Raw genomic sequence first — 15,133 nt, forward strand, 5'->3', positions numbered from 1 at the left:
TCCCCTTAGATTCTCTACCGCTCAGCCCTTGGTCTCAGGTGCGGCCGTGGCGCCCGCCGGATGCCCGCTGCCGCCCTTGTTCTTCTCGAGCACCGCCTCGGTGATCGAGTTCGGCAGCCTGCGTGGCGTCTCGATCAGGCCGAGCACCGGCATGATGATCAGGAAGAAGGCGAAGTAGAACAGCGTCGCCATCTGCGCCATGAACACGTAGCTGCCTTCCGCCGGCTGCGAGCCCAGCCAGCCAAGCAGGATGGCATCGGCCACGAACAGCCAGAAGAACAGCTTGTACCAGGGCCGGTAGACCGCCGAGCGCACCTTGGAGGTGTCTAGCCACGGCACCAGGAACAGCATGGCGATGGCGCCGAACATGCACAGCACGCCGCCGAGCTTGGAGTTGATCGGCCCGATGTTGAAGGTAATGGCGCGCAGGATCGCGTAGAACGGCAGGAAGTACCATTCCGGAACGATGTGGGCCGGCGTCTTCAGCGGGTTGGCGACCGTGTAGTTGTCGGGGTGGCCGAGATAGTTCGGCAGGTAGAAGACGAAATAGGCGAAGAAGAACAGGAACACGATCATGCCGAACGCGTCCTTGATGGTCGCGTAAGGGGTGAAGGCGACGGTGTCGGTCTTCGACTTCACCTCGATGCCGGTCGGGTTCGACTGGCCCACGACATGCAGCGCCCAGATGTGCAGCACGACCACGCCGGCGATCATGAACGGCAGCAGGTAATGCAGCGCGAAGAAGCGATTGAGGGTCGGATTGTCGACCGCGAAACCGCCGAGCAGAAGCTGCTGGATCCAGTCGCCGACCAGTGGAATGGCGCTGAAGAAGCCGGTGATGACGGTGGCGCCCCAGAAACTCATCTGGCCCCACGGCAGCACGTAGCCCATGAAGCCGGTCGCCATCATCAGGAGGTAGATGATGCAGCCGAGGATCCACAGCAGCTCGCGCGGCGCCTTGTAGGAGCCGTAATAGAGCCCGCGGAAGATATGGATGTAGACCGCGACGAAGAAGAACGAGGCGCCGTTGGCATGCATGTAGCGCAGCAGCCAGCCGGAATTCACGTCGCGCATGATCTTTTCGACCGAATCGAAAGCGAGATTGGTGTCGGATGTGTAGTGCATGGCCAGCACGATGCCGGTCAGTATCTGCGCCACCAGCATGATCGACAGGATGCCGCCGAAGGTCCAGGCATAGTTGAGGTTGCGCGGCACCGGATAGGCGACGAAGCTGTCATAGATCAGCCGCGGCAGAGGCATGCGCGCATCGAACCAGCGCTCGATACCGGTCTTGGGCGTATAGGTCGAGTGTCCCTCGCTCATCGAAATATCCCCTGCCTCAACCGATAAGGATCTTGGTATCGGAAATGAACTTGAATACCGGCACAGCCATGTTCTCGGGCGCCGGGCCTTTGCGGATGCGGCCGGCGGTATCGTATTGCGAACCGTGGCACGGGCAGAACCAGCCGCCGAAATCGCCTTCCTGGCCGAGCGGAATGCAGCCCAGATGCGTGCAGACCTGAACCATCACCATCCAGGCTTCCTTGCCGGGCGTGGTGCGGTTGGCGTCGGTCGCCGGCGCGTCGGCCGGCAGGTTGGCGTTGCGGGCGATCGGATCCTTGAGATCGGCGAGATTGACGGCCTCGCCGTCCTTCATCTCCTTTTCGGTGCGGTTGCGCACCACGACCGGCTTGCCGCGCCACTTGACGATCAGCGACATGCCCGGCGTCAGCGAGGAGACGTCGACCTCGACCGAGGCGAGCGCCAGCGTCGAGGCATCGGGGCGCATCTGGTCGATGAACGGCCACGCGACGGCGCCCGCGCCGACCACGGCGGCCATGCCGGTGGCGACGTAGAGAAAATCTCGACGGTTGGGATCCTGGGTGTCGGTTGCGCTCACGGGTGCCTGATCCTTTCGCCTCTTCCGTGCCGGTGGGCGAGCCTTGTTCCCCGCTCATTCACGCCAACCCGACAGCGCATGGCGAACAGGCTAGCGAATTCCTCCGGCATTTGGACTTCGGTTTATGCGTGAAGCCCGTTTTTGTCCAGACGGGTGAAGGCACAAGGGCAGATTGTCGCGGGGACGAAATCCGGCACCGCGCGACAAGGCGGCGGATGACCGTGAAACACCGCCAAACAGCCGGGAAACAGTAGCGAATCCGGGGGCCAGCTTCGCCTCGACACCTGGCTCCGGGGGGTCTATCCTGCCCCCATGGCGCATGTCTTAGACCGCGAAGAATGGGCTGTTCGCCCCGACCGCTGGAAGGGCGAGTTGCAATGTGCCCCCTACGGTTCCAACTCCTGCCTGATCTTCAACTACCTGCCGGAGACCGGCGGCGGACCGCGCCTGCATTCCCATCCCTACGCCGAGATCTTCATCATCCGCCAGGGCATCGGCCTGTTCACGGTCGGCGGTGAGGAGATCGAGGCCTCTGCCGGCCAGATCGTCATCGTGCCGCCCGGCACGCCGCACAAATTCACCAATCTCGGCCCCGGCCCGCTGGAGACGACCGACATCCACGAGAACGGCACTTTCATTACCCAGTGGCTGGAGTGATCCAGGACCAGGTGATTCCTGGAAAAGCGCAATTCCTGGAAAAGTATGAAACGGTTTCCGTCCGCAAACGGGTCAAACAATCCAGCCCTGTCGGTCTTCCGATCGCCGCCTAGATCTATGGCATAGGCAGCCGGCAGGGTCAGGACATGCAAACCTCGAACATCGAAATCGAAGAGCTTAGCATAGCGATCCGCGAGGCGGGCCCGGCTGAAGCGCCTGCATTCCTGCTGCTGCACGGCTGGCCGCAAAGCTCCTATGCGTTCGAAGGGGTGATCGGCCGGCTGGCTGCCGACTACCGTGTCGTCGCACCTGACCTGCCCTGCATCGGCGGCTCGCAAGGCATGCCTGAGGCCGGCGACAAGAGAACTCTGGCGAGGCTGATGAGAGGCGTTGCCGAGGCCTGCGGGCTGCGGCACCTCTTGGCGGCCGGTCATGATGTCGGCGGCCAGATCGTGTTCGCCCTGCTGCGCGACCATCCCGAGATCCTTTCCGGCGCGGCGATCATGGATGTCGCTGTTCCGGGTGTCGCGCCATGGGAAGAGGTCATTCGCAATCCGCGGATCTGGCACTTTGCCTTCCATGCCGTCCCGGCGCTGCCGGAAACGCTGGTGAGCGGCCACCAAAGCACCTATTTCGACTTCTTCTTCAATGTGCTTTCGAAGGATCGGACATCGATCCCGGCGCAGGCCAGGGAAATCTATGCGAGAGCCTATTCCCGGCCTGAAAGCCTCCAGGCCGGTTTCGATTGGTATCGCGCCTTCCCCGAAGATGCCAAAGCCAATGCCGCGCGGCCCGCGACGCCGACAGCGATTCCGGTGCTGTATCTCAGGGGCTCGGCCGAGTCCGGCGACATCGGCGACTATGTCGAGGGCCTCAGGGCCGCCGGGCTGTCGAATGTCGAGGGCGACATCATTGCCGACAGCGGGCACTTCGTCCCCGATGAGAACCCCGAAGCGCTCGCCAGCCGCCTGGCGAGATTCCACAGGGAGATCGGCGCGGCAAGCGCCAACCCTACATGGCGCCGAGCCTGACCAGCACCGCCTTCGGGATGTTGTATTCGCGGATGACGGCATCGTGCTTTCGAAGGCCGCACAGTTCGCGCTGGATGAAGTAGCCATGCACCGCCACCGCCGCCTCCTTGAGCAGCCGGGGACGCAACTGCTCGTCGCCATTGTTGCGCAGTCGGGCCAGCGTTTCTTCGACGCGTTGTCCGGCGCGGCCGAGTGCCGCCGCCTTCTCGGCAAGGACTTCATGGCCGAGCGCGTCGAAGGCGGCTTCGGCTGCCGAGGCACTGGTCAGACGGGACGGCGGGCGCAGGGACATTTTCAACCTCCTTTCTCGAAGATCATCCGGTGCGTGACGAATTCTTCGCCCGCCACCGGCGCGAAGCCAAGCCGCTCATAGAAGCCGAAGGCTTCCTGCGGCGCACGGGTGTTGAGCACGGCGAAATAGCGGCGTGCCCTGTCGACAACGGTCTCGACCAGCATGCGGCCAAGGCCCGTGCGCCGATGGCGCGCGCCGACGAACAAATGCCGGACCCGGCCATGGTCCCTGCCCTCGAAATAGGGATCGATGTTCAGCCCGCACACGCCGGCGAGTTCGACGCCGTGCCATGCTCCGAACAGTGCCTCCCCCTGTTTCAGGAACTTGTTGCGGCCGCCTGCCCAGCCGTCGCGGAGCCGCACCAGCATCCAGTAGCCTTCCCGCCGGCTCTCTTCCATCAGCGCATCGAAGGCCGGTGTCGTCGGCCGCAGCCGTTTCAGCAGATAGTCGGTCTCATGCGTCGCGCCCATGCCGCTACTCCGCCGGCCGCGTCTCTTCCAGCACGGCTTCCTCATGATAGAGGAAGCCGCCGGACTGACGCTTCCACAGCCGCGCGTAGAGCCCGTCGAGCGCCACCAGTTCGTCATGCGTGCCTTGTTCGACAATGCGGCCGCCGTCGAGCACGACGAGGCGGTCAAGCGCGGCGATCGTCGACAGCCGGTGGGCGATGGCTATGACCGTCTTGCCTTCCATCAGCCGCGTCAGGTTTTCCTGGATCGCCGCCTCGATGTCGGAATCAAGTGCCGAGGTCGCCTCGTCCAATATCAGGATCGGCGCATCCTTGAGGAAGACACGCGCGATCGCCACGCGCTGGCGCTGGCCGCCCGACAGTTTGACGCCGCGCTCGCCGACATAGGCCTCGTAGCCCTGTCGGTCGCGATTGTCGCGCAAGGTCAGGATGAAATCATGCGCCTCGGCTTTCCTGGCCGCCGCGATCACCTGCGCGTCGGTGGCGTCGGGCATGCCGAGTTTGATATTGTCGCGCAGCGAACGGTGGAAAAGTGCCGTGTCCTGACTGACGACGCCGATATTGGCGCGCAGCGAATTTTGCGTCACCTGCGAGACATCCTGGCCGTCGATGGCGATCTTTCCGCCTTCGAGTTCGTACAGCCGCAGGATAAGGTTGGCGAGCGTGGTCTTGCCGGCGCCGGACGGCCCGACCAGCCCGACCTTCTCGCCCGGCCGCACCACGAGATCGATGCCGTTGAGCACGCCGAACCCCTTGCCGTAGTGGAACTCGACATTCTTCACCTCGATGCGCCCGCCGGCCACGACCAGTTCCCGGGCGTCGGGTGCGTCGACCAGACCGAGCGGCTGCGAGATCAGCGCCTTGGAATTCTCCAGCACGCCGAGATTGCGCAGGATGCTGTTGAGCTGCATCATCAGCCGGCCAAGCAGCATGTTGAGCCGCAGCACCAGCGACAGTGTGAAGGCGACCGCCCCGACGGTGATCGAGCCCTCGACCCAGAGATAGACGGCAAAGCAGCCGATCGCCGTGATCATGATGCCCGACAGCGTCGTCAGCGCCATGCGCACGCCGGTCAGCCGGCGCGTGAACGGGCGCAACGCGTCGAGATAGATGTCGAAGCCGCTCCTGATGTAGCGGTCGTCGCCATCGGCGGAGAACAGTTTCAGCGTCTGTACGTTGGAGTAGGAATCGACGATGCGGCCGGTGATCATCGACCCCGCCTCGGCGGTCGCCTCGGCATGTTTGCGGATTGCCGGCAGATAGAGCCTGGCCAGCCAGGCGAAGGCCGCGATCCAGATCACCACCAGCACTGCGAGCCTGATATCGAGCCCCGCGACCAGCGCCAGCGTCGTCACCGTATAGACGATCATGAACCAGACGACCTCGATGAAGCTTTCCATCAGGTCGCCGGTCGCTTGCCCAGCCTGCCAGACTTTTGTCGCGATGCGGCCGGCGAAATCGTTCTGGAAGAAGGAGTAGGACTGGCGCGACACGTGCCGGTGCGCCTGCCAACGCACCAGATTGTAGAAGCCGGGCGTGATTGTCTGCTCGTCGACCAGGGCCGACAGGCCGACGACGATGGTGCGGACGACCAGCACCACGACGATCATGAACACAAGTTCCGGCCCGGCGGCCGTCCACAACGCATGCCAGCTGCGTTCGCCGGGAAGCTGGTCGAGGATGTCGACCAGCCGCCCGACAAAGTAGAACAGCCCGGCCTCGACCAGCGGCGCGATGCCGCCGATGACCAGCATGGCGAAGAAGGCGAACTTGGCCTGGCCGACATAGTGCCAGAGAAAACCGGCGACGCCGGACGGCGGCCGAAGATTCGTGGGCTCCCTGAACGGATAGACCCAGTTCTCGAACCAGCGATAGACGGCTGTCATCATGCGGCGGCGGCCATCATTCAGCGGCTTGTCCCTTTGCGCCAACGTCATTGGCAACAACGTCGCTTGCGGCACCGATCGGGCCGTCATCCAGCAGGAAACCGCCCGACTGGCGCTGCCAGAGCTGCGCGTAGAGCCCGCCCCTGGCCACCAATTCCTCGTGCGAACCTTCCTCGATGACGCGTCCCTGGTCCATCACCACAAGCCTGTCCATCGCCGCGATGGTCGACAGCCGGTGGGCGATGGCGATGACGGTCTTGCCTTGCATGAGCTTGTAGAGGTTCTCCTGGATGGCCGCTTCCGCCTCGGAATCCAGCGCTGACGTCGCCTCGTCAAGGATAAGTATGGGCGCGTCCTTCAACATAACGCGAGCGATGGCGATGCGTTGCCGCTGGCCGCCGGACAGTTTGACGCCGCGGTCGCCGACATAGGCGTCGAATCCCTTGCGGCCGCTATGGTCCGAAAGCCCGGCGATGAAGTCCAGCGCCTCGGCGCGCCGCGCAGCCTCGACAAGCATGTCGTCGCTGGCGTCGGGCCGGCCATAGAGGATGTTTTCGCGCACCGAACGATGCAGCAACGAGGTGTCCTGCGTGACCATGCCGATCTGGGCGCGCAGCGAATCCTGTTTCACCGCTGCGATCTCCTGGCCGTCGATCAGGATACGGCCGGCTTCGAGGTCGTAGAACCGCAGCAGAAGATTGACCAGCGTCGACTTGCCGGCGCCGGAGCGGCCGACAATGCCAACCTTCTCGCCCGGCTTCACCGCCAGCGACAGGTTCTCGATGACGCCCTTCTGCTTGCCATAGTGGAAGCGGATGTCCTCGAAGCGTATCTCGCCTTTGGAGACCGTGATCTCCTTCGCACCGGGCCTGTCCTCGACAAGGCGCGGCAGCGAAATCGAGGCGATGCCGTCCTGCACCGTGCCGATATTCTCGAACAGGCCCGACATTTCCCACATGATCCACTGCGACATGCCCCACATCCGCAGAACCAGGCCGATGACCACGGCGACCGCGCCGATCGTCACCGCCTGGCCCAGCCACAGCCACAACGAGATGGCGGTAACCGAGAACAGGAGAAGCGCATTCAGGATGTAGAGCGAGCCGAACAGCACCGTCACCAGCCGCATCGACCGGTAGACCGTGTCGAGGAAGCCCATCATGCCCTCCTTGGCGAAGGAGGCCTCGCGGCGGGCATGGCTGAACAGCTTGACCGTCTGGATGTTGGAGTAGCTGTCGACAACGCGGCCGGTCATGACCGAGCGCGCATTGGCCTGTTCCTCGCCGACCTTGCCCAGCCGAGGAATGAAATAGCGCAGCAGAAGGATGTAGCCGACCATCCACACGCCGAGCGGTGCGGCCAGCCGCCAGTCGGCCGAGCCGACGATGAGCAGCATGCCGAGGAAATAGACGATGACGTAGTTCAGGACGTCGATCACCTTGATCACGCATTCGCGCACGGCGAGCGCCGTCTGCATCAGCTTGGTGGCGATGCGGCCGGCGAATTCGTCCTGGTAGAAGCTCATCGATTGCTTCAGCAGGTAGCGGTGCACCTGCCAGCGGATGCGCATGGGATAGTTGCCCATCAGCGTCTGCTGGTTGAGCAGCGAATGCAGCCATACCGTGCCAGGCAGCGCGAACAGCACGATGAAGGCCATGCTGGCGAGCTTCCAGCCCTCCGTCTGCAGGAAGGTTTCGCGGTTCTGCGCCGAAAGCCAGTCGACGATGCGGCCGAGGAAGCCGAACATCCACACTTCCGCGATGGCGATTGCCGCCACCAGCACCGCATCGACCAGGATATAGGGCCATGCGCCGCGCGTGTAATGCAGGCAGAAGGCAACCAGCGTCTTGGGCGGCTCGACCGGCTCCGCGCCCGGGAACGGATCGAGCCTTTTTTCAAACCAGCTAAACAACAACATAGGTCATGCTCATGAAATCTGTTTCCGCTCACGCGGCGCGTGAACGTACGAAGTCCTCGGACCGCATGGCGCCGAGGGCCGACGGTCCGGAATCATCCGGACCGTCGGCCTTGCTTCGCGCTATATAGGGGTTCGCGGGCTTTTCGCCGACAGGCTCTTTTGTTGATCCTGACGGTGCGGTGTCGACAAGGCGGATCTTCGCGCCCGGCCGGATCGCCCGGATGATACGGCGCACCAACGAGGGCCGGCTCGGGTCGGGAACCGCGCGCGAGAAATCGACATCGGGCAGCATGCCGCGATGCGGACGCCGGCGAACCTCGGCGTGGACCGCCGACGAATACGTTTCGCCGATCAGCAGCGCCCAGGTCGGCAGCCGGTGGATATGCAGGCTCCTCGAGCCCGGTATTCTGTAGGGATCGAACATCGGTCCGTCCTCCGTGTGAAAATAGAGATAAAAAGGGTGTTCGACGTCCTGCCGCGGGATCGGCGGCTGATCAGTCGAGACGCGTTGGGGCGGGGCCATCGGCCCCTTCGGCAGCTTGAAAAACATCGCAGGATTCCTTCGAAGACCAGGGAATGGTTTCGGCGGAAATCGGTGCGGAAGCGTCTAAGAGATCAGGAGAACCGTCGTACCGAAACCGCCAGCGGGCATGTAAGCCCACGGAGAGGGTGCTGGATGTGCATGGTCATCATGAATTACCCCTCCTTCGGTTCGGGTTGACAATGTACGCTGTATACCCGACTTCGCAGAAAATGGCCACCCGCAGGTCCAGCAATTTCCAAAACCGCGAAGCCGCTGTGGCCGATTTGCCACTTAATAGAAGGATGCGGAAATGAACGACCGTCTCCGCATCGCCCTGTACCAGCCTGACATCGCCGGCAACACCGGCACAATCCTGCGCTTCGCCGCCTGCCTCGGGATCGGCGTCGACATCATCGAACCGACTGGCTTTCCGCTCTCCGATAAAGCGCTCAGGCGCGCCGGCATGGATTACCTCGAAATGGCTGCCCTGACCCGGCATGTCGACTGGCACGCCTTCGAGGAGTGGCGCAAGGCCCGCGCGCGCCGGCTGGTGCTGCTGTCGACCAAGGCCGCGACCCCATACACCAGCTTCAACTTCGCCACTGGCGATATCCTTTTGTTCGGCCGTGAATCCGCAGGCGTGCCGGATCCGGTCCATCAGGCGGCGGACGCGCGGCTGACGATCCCGATGCAGGCCAGCGCGCGCAGCATCAATGTGGCGCTCTCCGCCGCCATGGTGGCCGGCGAAGCCACGCGACAACTGGGCCAGAATGCCATCCGCTGAAGCGGCGGCCACGGTCCCGCCGGCGCCCGCGACACGGCCCTCGCCCGTCATTCTCACCCAGGCGCACATCGCCATCTCCTGTCGTTTGCATGTCGATGGCTTCTTCGCTACAAGCTCAACTTAACTTGAGGTCAAGCGGAAAAGTGCGAGATGGCGCCAGCAGCGGAATTAACGGTTGGCCAAGTGGCCGCGCGCAGCGGTGTCGCGGTGTCGGCGCTGCATTTCTACGAAGCTCGCGGCCTGATCCGCAGCCACCGCACGGCAGGCAACCAGCGCCGCTACGGCCGCGACGTACTAAGGCGCGTGGCCATCATCAAGATCGCGCAGGAGGTCGGCATTTCGCTGGCCGAGATAGCGACGGCGCTTCAATCCCTGCCCGAGGGCCGCACCCCGACGCGCGACGACTGGAGCCTGCTGTCGACCGCCTGGCGCGACGGGCTCGACCGCAAGATCGGTCAATTGAAGAAATTGCGCGACGGGCTGACCGACTGCATCGGCTGCGGCTGCATGTCGATCGACAAATGTCCGCTCCGCAACAAGGATGACCGGCTGGCCAGGGAAGGAACAGGGGCGAGAAGGCTGGTTCTTCCTTCTCTCGGTTCACGGAGAGAAGGTGCCTGAGCGTAGTGAAGGCGGATACAAGGGGCGACGCCTGTATTGGGTTGTCCCCGTAAACAGGGCGAGGAATTCTAATCCGCCGCCGGCAGGCGCCTTATGGTGAATTCGATCAAATCGCCCGGCCGTTCGAACCAGCTTTCGATCTCGGTCCAGTAAGCCTGCTTGGGGAAGCGCTCGAACCATTCCTTTGCCTTGAGGCGAGCGTCCGAACGCGGCAGGACGAAGGTTTCGCGCAAAAATCCGTCGCGCGGCATGCGCGCGCGTTCAGCCCGGCTTTGATCGAGCCTTTTCTTCAGGCCATCCAACGGCGGTCTTGCCGGGGTGCGCACGAAAGTCTCCTTGCTCCGATCAGATCAGACTTGACCCTTTCCCCTAAGAGATTAGGGATCGCGCCGGCAAAAGACGAGTCATTTGTAGGGGCCGGCCGCCCCGAAACCGGAGACAGCACTTGGAACGACCTGAAATACCGGTTGGCCTGCCCGCCGACATCGAAGAAAAGAAGATGAAGGCACGGCTGTGGTTCGAGGCGCTGCGAGAACGCATCTGCGGCGCCTTCGAGCAGATCGAGCAGGATCTCCAGGGCCCGCTCGCTTCATGGTCGCCGGGCCGGTTCGAAAGGACGCCGTGGGAGCGTGACTCCGGCAAGGGCGGTGGCGGAACCATGTCGATGATGCACGGCCGAGTCTTCGAGAAGGTTGGCGTCCACACCTCGACGGTTTACGGCGAATTCTCGCCCGAATTCAGGAAGCAGATGCCCGGCGCCGAGGAGGACCCGCGCTTCTGGGCATCCGGCATTTCGCTGATCGCGCACCCTTGGAACCCCAACGTTCCGGCCGTGCACATGAATACGCGCATGGTCGTCACCTCGCGCCACTGGTTCGGCGGCGGCGCCGACCTCACCCCGGTGCTCGACCGACGCCGCACACAGGACGACCCTGACACAATGGCCTTCCACCGCGCCATGCAGTTCGCCTGCGAGAAGAACGCCGGCATCGCCGACCATGCGAAATTCAAGGCCTGGTGCGACGAGTATTTCTTCCTTCCGCATCGCAACGAGCCGCGCGGCACCGGCGGCATCTTTTTCGACTGGCTGCATTCGGGCGAGGACAAAGGCGGCTGGAATGCCGACTTCAACTTCGTCCAGGATGTCGGGCGCGCTTTTCTCGTGGTCTACGGCCATCTGGTGCGGGGTAATTTTAACGAGAACTGGACCGATGGCGACCGCGACGAACAGCTCATCCGCCGCGGCCGTTATGTCGAGTTCAACCTGCTTCATGATCGCGGCACCATTTTCGGCCTGAAAACCGGCGGCAATGTCGCCTCGATCCTCTCCAGCCTGCCGCCGGAGGCCCGCTGGCCGTAAAAAGATGGTGAGCGCGCCGTGAGCCGCATTGATGTCCCATTCGCTTCGAAATGGGCATCGAATGTGGCGCGGGAGCCGTCGCAAAGTTTCTTTTTCGTCTAATAGGCTTCGGAAAAGACTGGGCTATTTGTCGGGACGGGTCGGGAAGCGCCGGCGGTTCGCCTGCGCAATTCCAGGAGTGCAGAGCGGTGCTCCGTTCGGAATTGCGTCAGAACGAAGCGGATCGCGACTCGACGCAACCGGACGGCCCAGGACGATGCGGGACACCTCTGCCAAAAGGGTGCCCGCGCTTTCCAGGAGTACTTCGCAATGCGCAAGATCATTGTTTCGGCCGCAGCGGCTGCCCTTCTTGCTTCCGGTTCGGTGGCATTCGCCGCCGTCAAGCACACCACCGGCACGATCAAGACCTTTGATACGGCGGCCAAAAGCCTGGTTCTCGACAATGGATCGTCTTTTACGCTTCCCCGGACCTTCAAGGATCCTGGCCTGAAGGTCGGCGAGAAGGTCAGAGTTTCATGGGACATGAGCGGCAAGGATAAGGTTGCCGAGGCAGTCAAGATCATGAAGTGATGACCTGCCCATAGGGCTGGCGTAAGAGGGCGGAGCAGCGCTGCTCCGCCTTTTTTTCCGTTGACGGCAATCAATGCCACCCCATCTGTGTTATGGTTTCACCCGCTTGCGGTCCAACCGGTCTTAGGGTCGGACAACGTGCCAAGAAGATGCGGAGTCCCTGCCGCCTTTTGCAGTACGGTCGACCGGACTCCATGGAGGAAAAGGAGAAATCCCATGAAGGAATTCCACTGCGGCTCGCTCGTTCCAGGTTGTGAATGGCACACGCGCGCCGAGGAGGAAGCCGAGGTCATGCGCCGTGCCGTCGAACATATGCGCGAGACGCATGGCGAGACGATCATCCGCGAAACGATGATCGAAGCGATCCGCTCGCGCATCGAGAAGGTCCGCGACGCGGCCTGATTTGGAGCAAGTTCCGGAAATCGCGGCGATTTCCGCCCGGATTGCGTTGACGAATGCTCTATCCGGCCTTCAGGGCCTGCGCGGCGCGCTTGAGCAGCGCGTCGCGATCGGGCCCAAACCCGGCATCGACCCATTCCACTTCGAGATTCCTGAGGATCGCGCCGAGTTTTGGCCCGGGCATCCCCCCGATCGCCGTCAGATCGGCGCCCTTGAGCGGAAACACGGGCCTTTCCCATCTCAATGCGAAGGCGAGAAGTCGGGAAAAGCCGCCTGCCTCGATGAGCGCATCGGTCTGGTCCACCGCGCGCACCCGTGCCGCTGCGAGTGACAGGCGAAGCCGGTCGACGACCCCCTGCCGGTCGCCGCGGTAGAGCGTCTTGGCCAGTTCGCCTTCGGTCGTTTTCGGCTCGATTCCCGGCGTAAGCGCCCAGTCGCGCAAACGGTTTGCTTCCGCCGTCGACAGTCTCAGCCGCTCGGCCAGCGTCTTCATGCGCGCCGCATCCGGCGGCACGATCGCCTCCAGCCTGAGCAGCGGGTCCGCGGTCCAGCCCAGATCCTTCTCGGCTCTGGCCAGGCCGTGGATCGCGTCGATGCCCCATTTCTCGCTTTCCGGCAGCACGCTGGTCAAAACGCTTGCCTGCCGCATCCACAACAGCGCGCGGGACGGATCGGCCGCCGACAACAGCTTCTTGAGTTCGGACCAGACGCGCTCGGCCGAGAGCTGCACGAGCCCTCCCTTCAGCCGGGCGCAAGCCTTCAGCCCCTCAGCGTCCGGCCGGCCTTCGCCATACCAGGCGAAGAAGCGGAAAAAGCGCAGGATACGCAGATAGTCCTCGCGGATGCGCGCTTCCGGATCGCCGATGAAGCGCAGCCGGCGCCCCTCTATGTCGGCGACGCCGCCGACCAGATCGACGACCGTGCCGTCGGCTTCCGCGTAGAGCGCATTGATGGTGAAGTCGCGCCGTTCGGCATCAAGCTTCCAGTCTCGCCCGAACGACACCTTGGCGCGGCGGCCATCGGTCTCGATATCCGCGCGCAGCGTGGTGATTTCATAAGGCTTGCCGCCGGCAATCACGGTGATCGTGCCGTGCTCGATGCCGGTCGGAACCGTCTTGAACCTCGCCGCCTCGGCGCGGCGGATCGTCTCCTGCGGCAGGCAGGTGGTGGCGATGTCGATGTCGGCGACGGGCTGGCCGATCAGCGTGTTGCGCACCGCGCCGCCGGCGACCCGCGCTGCCTCGCCGCCACTCGCCAGAATGGCAAGCAGGCGCTGCAGATGCTTGTCGCCGAGCCAGTCGGCCCTGTCAGCGATCGAGACCTTCACCCATAGAGCCTTTCATAGAGCGTGCGGATGATGCCGGCGGTGACGCCCCAGATGCGCCGGTCGCCATAGGGCATGTCGTAGAAGAACCATTCGAGATCGTTCCAAATGCGGCTGTCCCTGATGTGGTTGGCCGGATCCATGAGGAAGCGCAGCGGCACTTCGAAGGCCAAGTCGACCTCCTCGGCATTGAGCGTCAGCTGGAAAGGCGGCCGCACGATGCCCAGCACCGGCGCGATCCTGTAACCGCTGCCCGCGACATAATCGGGCATGCGGCCGATGACCTCGATATGGTCCCGGCCAAGGCCGATTTCCTCGAAAGCCTCGCGCAGCGCCGCCGCTTCCGGACTGGCGTCGGTCGGATCGATCGTTCCGCCGGGAAAGGCCACCTGCCCGGAATGGTTGCGCAGTGTCTCGGCCCGCTTGGTCAAAAGAACCGTGGCATCACCCTGGTGATCGACGATCGGGATCAGCACCGCCGCATCGCGCAGCGGTTTCGCCCGGTGGAGGCGCGGATGGCCTGGATTGAAGCGATGATCGCCATAGTCGTCGCCGGCATGCGCCTGCGGCTGCGCGGCAAAGCGCGCGCGCAAATCGGCAATGGAAAAGGGCGTCGGCGTCACCTGGTCCATCATGAACTGTCCGTCACGCGCTCAGCTGCCTCAGCCTGTCGGCCGGCATGATCGGATAGGCCTGGCCTTTCGAACGAACGGCAAACATCAACCTGCCGCCGATCTCGATCTCCTCGCCATGCTCGACCAGTTCGTACATCACCGGCCGCGCCACCAGCGCCTCCAGCCGCCCGCGCACCAGCACATAAGGCTTCAGCCCGCCGGTCTCGTGCTCGTCGACGAAGCGCAGCGGCCGCTCCGGTCCGGCCTCGACGACGTCGCCGACATTGGTGCGGAACGTGATGATCTGGCCCTCGCCGCTGCCCGAGACATCCATCTCGACGGCGATGAAGGGTGCGTCGGCGACGCGGATGCCGACCTTTTCCACCGGCGTCACCAGATAGGTCCTGCCGTCCGCGTCCTTGCGCAGCACCGAGGAAAAAAGCTGTACCAGCGGCATGCGGCCGATCGGCGTGCCGAGATAGAACCAGGTGCCGTCAGCCTTGATTTCCATATCCAAATCGCCGCAGAAGTCGGGATTCCAGCGCTCCACCGGGGCCGGCCCCTTGCCGGCGCGGGCCGCACGCGAGATCAGCGCCTCGAGGCCGCGCGCCTCGGTCGCGGCCGCCAGGCTTTGCTGTCTTTGTTCGGAGCCCTCTGCCATCGTCACGAAATAGTCACTGTTGTTGCGCTTGTCAGCCTAACTCTGTGATTTAAATTTGAAGGCAGGCGCCAGACGGAGCCGAATCGCGGCATTCTGCGTCAAGCTGGTATTTCCAACCACAAGG

The 15,133-nt window shown here is 63.5% G+C and carries 18 protein-coding genes; 7 read left to right on the forward strand and 11 right to left on the reverse strand.

The features are described 5' to 3' along the window. Positions 1-21 precede the first annotated feature (21 nt). Complete coding sequence (locus tag FJ867_RS18755; protein WP_140496035.1) at positions 22-1,323, reverse strand: cytochrome b N-terminal domain-containing protein; 1,302 nt, start codon at positions 1,321-1,323, stop codon at positions 22-24. 16 nt (positions 1,324-1,339) lie between these two features. Next, positions 1,340-1,900, reverse strand: coding sequence for a ubiquinol-cytochrome c reductase iron-sulfur subunit (gene petA / locus FJ867_RS18760; protein ID WP_140496036.1), 561 nt, complete (start codon positions 1,898-1,900; stop codon positions 1,340-1,342). A gap of 312 nt (positions 1,901-2,212) precedes the next feature. On the opposite strand from petA, the gene FJ867_RS18765 reads away from it, so the two are divergent. Continuing rightward, on the forward strand, positions 2,213-2,557 hold the full coding sequence (locus FJ867_RS18765) for a cupin domain-containing protein (protein WP_140582153.1): 345 nt from the start codon (positions 2,213-2,215) through the stop codon (positions 2,555-2,557). A gap of 146 nt (positions 2,558-2,703) precedes the next feature. Continuing rightward, positions 2,704-3,588 carry an alpha/beta hydrolase gene (locus FJ867_RS18770; protein WP_140739283.1) on the forward strand — a complete coding sequence of 295 codons (885 nt, stop codon included), beginning with the start codon at positions 2,704-2,706 and terminating at the stop codon, positions 3,586-3,588. Here the strand turns inward: FJ867_RS18770 and FJ867_RS18775 are convergent. Genes FJ867_RS18775 through FJ867_RS18795 form a run of 5 tightly spaced genes read right to left on the reverse strand, consistent with a single transcriptional unit; the run spans position 3,569 to position 8,703 of the window. Further along, positions 3,569-3,880, reverse strand: a complete 312-nt coding sequence (locus FJ867_RS18775) for a DUF6665 family protein (protein ID WP_140496039.1) — start codon at positions 3,878-3,880, stop codon at positions 3,569-3,571. The two genes, FJ867_RS18770 and FJ867_RS18775, sit on opposite strands and share 20 nt — an antisense overlap. 2 nt (positions 3,881-3,882) lie before the next feature. Then, entirely contained in the window at positions 3,883-4,350 is a 468-nt protein-coding gene (locus tag FJ867_RS18780; RefSeq protein ID WP_140561394.1) for a GNAT family N-acetyltransferase, read from the reverse strand. Positions 4,351-4,354: 4 nt separating this feature from the next. Continuing rightward, positions 4,355-6,238, reverse strand: a complete 1,884-nt coding sequence (locus FJ867_RS18785; RefSeq protein WP_140561396.1) for an ABC transporter ATP-binding protein — start codon at positions 6,236-6,238, stop codon at positions 4,355-4,357. 13 nt (positions 6,239-6,251) lie between these two features. Then, positions 6,252-8,153 (reverse strand): ABC transporter ATP-binding protein, encoded by a 1,902-nt coding sequence (locus tag FJ867_RS18790; RefSeq protein ID WP_140582158.1) that lies wholly within the window; start codon positions 8,151-8,153, stop codon positions 6,252-6,254. Positions 8,154-8,181: 28 nt separating this feature from the next. Next, the gene (locus tag FJ867_RS18795; RefSeq protein WP_181168391.1) at positions 8,182-8,703 is read right to left on the reverse strand and encodes a hypothetical protein; all 522 of its coding nucleotides are present in this window, start codon (positions 8,701-8,703) and stop codon (positions 8,182-8,184) included. A 283-nt stretch (positions 8,704-8,986) separates the two neighbouring features. On the opposite strand from FJ867_RS18795, the gene FJ867_RS18800 reads away from it, so the two are divergent. Then, positions 8,987-9,460, forward strand: a complete 474-nt coding sequence (locus FJ867_RS18800; protein ID WP_140582161.1) for a tRNA (cytidine(34)-2'-O)-methyltransferase — start codon at positions 8,987-8,989, stop codon at positions 9,458-9,460. A 150-nt stretch (positions 9,461-9,610) separates the two neighbouring features. Continuing rightward, positions 9,611-10,081, forward strand: coding sequence for a redox-sensitive transcriptional activator SoxR (soxR, locus tag FJ867_RS18805; protein ID WP_140567091.1), 471 nt, complete (start codon positions 9,611-9,613; stop codon positions 10,079-10,081). 68 nt (positions 10,082-10,149) lie between these two features. Here the strand turns inward: soxR and FJ867_RS18810 are convergent, their stop codons facing one another. Continuing rightward, positions 10,150-10,407, reverse strand: coding sequence for a hypothetical protein (locus tag FJ867_RS18810; RefSeq protein ID WP_023770299.1), 258 nt, complete (start codon positions 10,405-10,407; stop codon positions 10,150-10,152). Positions 10,408-10,526: 119 nt separating this feature from the next. Between FJ867_RS18810 and hemF the strand changes: the two genes are divergently transcribed. The 3 genes from hemF to FJ867_RS18825 all read left to right on the forward strand — a co-directional run bounded on the left by hemF (position 10,527) and on the right by FJ867_RS18825 (position 12,413). Continuing rightward, on the forward strand, positions 10,527-11,441 hold the full coding sequence (gene hemF / locus FJ867_RS18815; protein WP_140556107.1) for an oxygen-dependent coproporphyrinogen oxidase: 915 nt from the start codon (positions 10,527-10,529) through the stop codon (positions 11,439-11,441). Between the two features lie 309 nt (positions 11,442-11,750). After that, on the forward strand, positions 11,751-12,011 hold the full coding sequence (locus FJ867_RS18820) for a DUF1344 domain-containing protein (protein WP_140516926.1): 261 nt from the start codon (positions 11,751-11,753) through the stop codon (positions 12,009-12,011). A 216-nt stretch (positions 12,012-12,227) separates the two neighbouring features. After that, positions 12,228-12,413, forward strand: a complete 186-nt coding sequence (locus FJ867_RS18825; RefSeq protein ID WP_140496047.1) for a DUF1059 domain-containing protein — start codon at positions 12,228-12,230, stop codon at positions 12,411-12,413. Between the two features lie 58 nt (positions 12,414-12,471). On the opposite strand, the gene FJ867_RS18830 is transcribed toward FJ867_RS18825, so the two are convergent. The 3 genes from FJ867_RS18830 to FJ867_RS18840 are packed head-to-tail and all read right to left on the reverse strand — an operon-like array spanning position 12,472 to position 15,009. Further along, positions 12,472-13,737 carry a CCA tRNA nucleotidyltransferase gene (locus FJ867_RS18830; RefSeq protein ID WP_140657069.1) on the reverse strand — a complete coding sequence of 422 codons (1,266 nt, stop codon included), beginning with the start codon at positions 13,735-13,737 and terminating at the stop codon, positions 12,472-12,474. Then, positions 13,734-14,366, reverse strand: coding sequence for a CoA pyrophosphatase (locus FJ867_RS18835; protein WP_140818268.1), 633 nt, complete (start codon positions 14,364-14,366; stop codon positions 13,734-13,736). The genes FJ867_RS18830 and FJ867_RS18835 overlap by 4 nt, the downstream gene beginning before the upstream one ends. Positions 14,367-14,379: 13 nt before the next feature. Beyond that, on the reverse strand, positions 14,380-15,009 hold the full coding sequence (locus tag FJ867_RS18840) for a DUF1285 domain-containing protein (protein ID WP_140517010.1): 630 nt from the start codon (positions 15,007-15,009) through the stop codon (positions 14,380-14,382). Positions 15,010-15,133: the final 124 nt, after the last annotated feature.

The organism is Mesorhizobium sp. B2-5-3 (genome assembly GCF_006441005.1).
GTDB lineage: Bacteria > Pseudomonadota > Alphaproteobacteria > Rhizobiales > Rhizobiaceae > Mesorhizobium.

Excerpts from the sequence above, each read along its gene's own strand:
- FJ867_RS18755 (WP_140496035.1), bottom strand. The coding sequence starts at position 1,323 with ATGAGCGAGGGACACTCGACCTATACGCCCAAGACCGGTATCGAGCGC.
- FJ867_RS18765 (WP_140582153.1), top strand. The coding sequence starts at position 2,213 with ATGGCGCATGTCTTAGACCGCGAAGAATGGGCTGTTCGCCCCGACCGC.
- FJ867_RS18770 (WP_140739283.1), top strand. The coding sequence starts at position 2,704 with ATGCAAACCTCGAACATCGAAATCGAAGAGCTTAGCATAGCGATCCGC.
- FJ867_RS18775 (WP_140496039.1), bottom strand. The coding sequence starts at position 3,880 with ATGTCCCTGCGCCCGCCGTCCCGTCTGACCAGTGCCTCGGCAGCCGAA.
- FJ867_RS18780 (WP_140561394.1), bottom strand. The coding sequence starts at position 4,350 with ATGGGCGCGACGCATGAGACCGACTATCTGCTGAAACGGCTGCGGCCG.
- FJ867_RS18785 (WP_140561396.1), bottom strand. The coding sequence starts at position 6,238 with ATGATGACAGCCGTCTATCGCTGGTTCGAGAACTGGGTCTATCCGTTC.
- FJ867_RS18790 (WP_140582158.1), bottom strand. The coding sequence starts at position 8,153 with ATGTTGTTGTTTAGCTGGTTTGAAAAAAGGCTCGATCCGTTCCCGGGC.
- FJ867_RS18795 (WP_181168391.1), bottom strand. The coding sequence starts at position 8,703 with ATGTTTTTCAAGCTGCCGAAGGGGCCGATGGCCCCGCCCCAACGCGTC.
- FJ867_RS18800 (WP_140582161.1), top strand. The coding sequence starts at position 8,987 with ATGAACGACCGTCTCCGCATCGCCCTGTACCAGCCTGACATCGCCGGC.
- soxR (WP_140567091.1), top strand. The coding sequence starts at position 9,611 with ATGGCGCCAGCAGCGGAATTAACGGTTGGCCAAGTGGCCGCGCGCAGC.
- FJ867_RS18820 (WP_140516926.1), top strand. The coding sequence starts at position 11,751 with ATGCGCAAGATCATTGTTTCGGCCGCAGCGGCTGCCCTTCTTGCTTCC.
- FJ867_RS18825 (WP_140496047.1), top strand. The coding sequence starts at position 12,228 with ATGAAGGAATTCCACTGCGGCTCGCTCGTTCCAGGTTGTGAATGGCAC.
- FJ867_RS18835 (WP_140818268.1), bottom strand. The coding sequence starts at position 14,366 with ATGGACCAGGTGACGCCGACGCCCTTTTCCATTGCCGATTTGCGCGCG.
- FJ867_RS18840 (WP_140517010.1), bottom strand. The coding sequence starts at position 15,009 with ATGGCAGAGGGCTCCGAACAAAGACAGCAAAGCCTGGCGGCCGCGACC.